This is a genomic window from Agrobacterium sp. ST15.13.013 (assembly GCF_027956525.1).
Taxonomy (GTDB): Bacteria; Pseudomonadota; Alphaproteobacteria; order Rhizobiales; family Rhizobiaceae; genus Agrobacterium; species Agrobacterium salinitolerans.
The window spans coordinates 1-4,023 of the sequence record NZ_JAQKGP010000058.1; the positions used below are offsets into that span (position 1 = coordinate 1).

Consider the following 4,023-nt stretch of genomic DNA (forward strand, 5'->3'; position numbering starts at 1 on the left):
CGCGGTCATAAACACCCTCCTGGCAGCGTCAGCCCCAGAACGATGTCCGCACTGCAGAATCCGCTTCAGACCGCCAAAATGCATTCTGCCAAAGTAGTGTTAGAAGTCATCATCGACCTCCTTCACGGCGTGACGGACGCTCTTGGGTAGAAGGGTCAGTTTTTCGTCGAGGCGGGCATTGTGCATCTGGAGAGTGCGCTCGTCATAGTCGAACAGGCGCACGCCGACGATTGAAGCGACCTCGAAGACTATGCCGATCTCAGGGCCCGGCGCGCCCTTTTCGATGCTGGATAGGGTCGTGCGGCTGATGCCGGCGCGGTCGGCCAGTTCTTGTGCGGTCAGGCCGCGCTCGGCGCGGCCGACGCGGATCAGCTTGCCGAGCATGGCGAGGGCTTGGCGCGTAACTCTGGAGTAGCTTCTCTGACGGGGCACAGCTATACCTGCTTTGTTCATTTGAGTGGACACGAGATCCTCTCGCGTCCAGAATTCTGTACATTGTGCCATGGGGCTGGCGTCTAGTCAAGCTTTGTTCATTTGATTGGTCATAAGGATGGTTCGTGTCCAGAGTTTTGAACAAAGATGTGAAGCCTGGAGGGTCGTCGCCTACGTGGGGGCTAGAGATTGTGCCACATACCCCGCTACTCGGCGGCTATTTGCGGAAGATCTGGTGGTATGAGGCCAGCCTCCATGTCAGAGATGTACTGCTCGCAGAACTGCTTGACGGTCAACGACTTGCGGTCTTCCTCGCGTTCTTCAGCAGGATCGCCGCCATGGGCGACCTGTCCGAGCAGGGCCTTGGCTTCGCGGCGCGCGGTCTCGAGTGTCCAGACGCCATGAAGGCCGATCGTGTAGCGACGCGATCGACCACGAGACCGGTACTGGACGATGTAGCTGCGCTTGCCCGAGGGATGGACGCGAAGACCGAAGCCGGATACGCGTCGTCCCAGACGACGTGCCCTTCGCTCTGCGGCTCGACGGCTTCTACAAATCTTTTGGTCAGCTTGGCCATGCTCCCGTCCCTCAGAAGCCCCGATTTCGAGTAAGAACCACGCAAGCACGCGGGCGGAAATCAAGGCGTGTTCTCGGATAGAGACTTCGGAGCTCCGATTCTGAAAATAAATACATTTCAGAATGTTAGCGTGCTCTGGCGTACCCTATCGTGCAATTCGGATAGGTCCTTAGACAAGCTCTGATGGCCGATCCTGTTGTTCCCGCACCGGATGGGCCGCACGGGACAAAACGTCTTGGCGCGCATTTTGGCCGGACGCAAGTTCGATCTCGCTCCTGACCCCAAACTCTTGCCCGATCCCTTGGTCGCTTGCGATCCATCTGTCGCTGGCGATCCCGCGCCGCTCGGCAAAGTCGCTGATGTAATCCAGCGTGGTTTCCCTGGCGCCGGAACGCGACAGGCGGTTTGTCAGCTGCTGGCAGGCCAGTTCCTCACCCTTGACGACACGCCACGCATTGCGGTCGGCCTGCGTACCGTCCGGAAGCGTGACAGGCGTGGCACCTTCATGCTGCAGTCCGATCCTGTCTCCGATCTTTGGCGAGGCCTCTCGCATGGCCCGCTTGAGATCAACGCCCCACACGGTATGCCGCTCGCCCTTGTCATTCTCCAGCGTCACAAAATAGTTTTCGCGCGCCTTACGATTATGGTCGTAGGGCGCAACGCCATGATCAACCAGCCGGCCCGCATTGGCAAACTCCTCGATGCCGGCATAGAGCTGCACGCTGTCGCGATGCCTGGTCATGGCGACATAGGTCAGATGCCGGTCCATGCTGCTCGAGGCCAGCACAAAGGCGTGATCGACCGTCGCGCCCTGGTTTTTATGGATCGTCGTTGCATAGCCGTGGTCGATCGCCTGGTAGGTGTCCGTGGAAATGCTGACACTGTCGCCGCCTCTGCCATCGAGCCGCGCAACGATCCGATCTTTTTCGACAATCTCGACGGTGCCAAGCATGCCGTTTTTCACGCCGAGGTCGCGGTTGTTTTCGAGGAAGATGATCCGGTCACCGGCGGCGAAGGCGCGTTTGCCGTTACTGGTCCCCTTGTCTGTTTACCGGTGGCGAGGCTAGCAACAACGAACGGGCATTTCGACTACTAAAAGTAGTAGTCGCCAAGTGGCAATTGCTCGTGTTTGAATAGGACACAATCGCATCCATCAGCGAGATCGATATGCGCAGGCTGATCGCACGGCGGATAAGGGGCAATGCGCATGTGGATATTTGGGGAGACAGGCATTCGATTGGCGGCTGCCAAAAATCGGAGTTTCAAAGAAGTTTACAATGGACCATACAGGATACCGTCCAGAAACGGAGCAGACATGAAGACCAGCCTTGAACATTTGCCGGAACGAAAGCAACGCGAGCTTGCACGCGTCGTCGGGATTATCCAGGAAGAGTTTGCTGATCTGGTCGAGCGCTCGAAGTCTGACGCCAAGAAGGATGGACGGATCTTCAAAATCATCCTGTTCGGTTCCTATGCGCGTGGCACCTGGGTGGATGAGCCGCATACGTCGAAAGGTTATCGCTCGGACTTCGACATTCTCGTCATCGTCAGCAACAAGGAACTGGCCGATCCCAAATACTGGGACAAGGCGACAGACCGGCTGATGTGGGACAAGGAGATCGAGACGCCTGTCGGTCTCATCGTGCATGGCGCTCGCGAAATCAGTAATTTCCTAAATGACGGCCAATACTTCTTCGTCGACCTCGCCTGCGAAGGTGTTGTTCTTTACGAATTCGACGACCGACCGCTGGCTGAAGCAAAACCGCTCAGCCCGGCCGATGCACTCAGGGTGGCCGAGGAGCATTTCCGCAGGCATTTTCCTGATGCGCAAACTTTCATTAAGTTGGCTGGCTATGCCCTGAAGGATAACAATGCCAACATTGCCGCCTTCCAACTGCATCAGGCAGTCGAGACGGCTTACAACTGCTACCTCCTGACACTGACAAATTACTCGCCTGCTTCGCACAACCTCAAATTCCTGCGTGGACTTTCCGAAGGTCGTGATCACCGTTTGATCGACATCTGGCCGCGCGACCGTCAGCGATTTACCACGTGGTACAACATTCTGAATGAGGCCTACGTCAAGGCCCGCTATTCGAAGCGTTTCGAGGTTTCTGAAGAGGCGCTGACCTGGCTTCAGGAGCGGACGGCGGAACTTCATAGGCTGGTTGAGACGCTCTGCCGCGAGCACATCGAAAAGCTCAAACAGGCCGCGGGACAAGCGGCAAATTCCAGCGACTGAGCTTCACCGGTGGCAGACCAATCCTGAGTTCAGGGAACAGCCACCGCAGCGTCATGAACCCTATGGTCCAAACTCCTCTCACAATCGCTATGTCGATCTCCTCATAGAAACTGGTCTGTCTTCCAGGAGCAAAGCCGTGGTCAACAACGGCAGTTCCGGTGCGACCCCAATCGAAGGGAATAATCGTGGCAAGGAAAACCATCGAACAGCGTCTGGCTGAACTGGAGGCGCAGCGTTCCGCCCTCAAGGCCCGGCTCTCGAAAACCGAACGCAACAACGATATGCGCCGAAAGGTCCTGATCGGGTCGCTCGTTCTGCATCACCTCGAGACCTCGGAAGATCCGAGTTTCAGCAAACAACTCGGTGACTGGCTGCGCCGCGAACTGCCGGGTTTTCTGACACGCGACAATGACAAGGCGCTGTTTGACGATCTGATCGGACAAGGACTGCCGGGCACCGGAGAGAATGATGACAGCGGGCAGGGCGCTCCATGAACCGGTTGCGACTTGCTTGGGGTGCATTCAAGAACATGATGCGAGCCGTCGCGCGTGATCCGCTCTGGGCATTTCTGGCTTTGATTGCCATGCCCTTCCGGATCTGGAAACGGCTTCTTGGATTTATGTTCATCCTGTTCAACGTCACCTTTGTGATCGGCATGGGTGGCGTTCATTTCCTCGAGCAAACGGGTTTCGAGCGGGGCTCGATCGTTCACATCATTCCAAGTTTCCTCACCCTGCTGGCGCTTGCCGTTATCACCTTCTGGTTCATCACC

4 protein-coding genes and 2 pseudogenes are annotated in these 4,023 nt (G+C 57.0%); 3 read left to right on the forward strand and 3 right to left on the reverse strand.

All coding sequences use genetic code 11. The features are described from left to right. Nucleotides 1–99: 99 nt before the first annotated feature. The 3 genes and pseudogenes from PL597_RS25755 to PL597_RS25765 form a co-directional block, all read right to left on the reverse strand. On the reverse strand, nt 100–384 hold the full coding sequence (locus PL597_RS25755; RefSeq protein ID WP_181404672.1) for a helix-turn-helix transcriptional regulator: 285 nt from the start codon (nt 382–384) through the stop codon (nt 100–102). A gap of 287 nt (nt 385–671) precedes the next feature. Further along, a pseudogene (locus PL597_RS25760) lies at nt 672–1,009 on the reverse strand (Arm DNA-binding domain-containing protein); the annotation flags it as partial. A 169-nt stretch (nt 1,010–1,178) separates the two neighbouring features. Continuing rightward, the gene (locus PL597_RS25765; RefSeq protein WP_271366631.1) at nt 1,179–1,961 is read right to left on the reverse strand and encodes a hypothetical protein; all 783 of its coding nucleotides are present in this window, start codon (nt 1,959–1,961) and stop codon (nt 1,179–1,181) included. A 363-nt stretch (nt 1,962–2,324) separates the two neighbouring features. On the opposite strand from PL597_RS25765, the gene PL597_RS25770 reads away from it, so the two are divergent. The 3 genes and pseudogenes from PL597_RS25770 to PL597_RS25780 all read left to right on the forward strand — a co-directional run. Next, nucleotides 2,325–3,251, forward strand: a complete 927-nt coding sequence (locus PL597_RS25770) for a nucleotidyltransferase and HEPN domain-containing protein (protein ID WP_271366635.1) — start codon at nt 2,325–2,327, stop codon at nt 3,249–3,251. A gap of 185 nt (nt 3,252–3,436) precedes the next feature. Next, on the forward strand, nt 3,437–3,745 hold the full coding sequence (locus PL597_RS25775; protein ID WP_271366633.1) for a mobilization protein: 309 nt from the start codon (nt 3,437–3,439) through the stop codon (nt 3,743–3,745). A 35-nt stretch (nt 3,746–3,780) separates the two neighbouring features. After that, a pseudogene (locus tag PL597_RS25780) lies at nt 3,781–4,023 on the forward strand (type IV secretory system conjugative DNA transfer family protein); the annotation flags it as partial.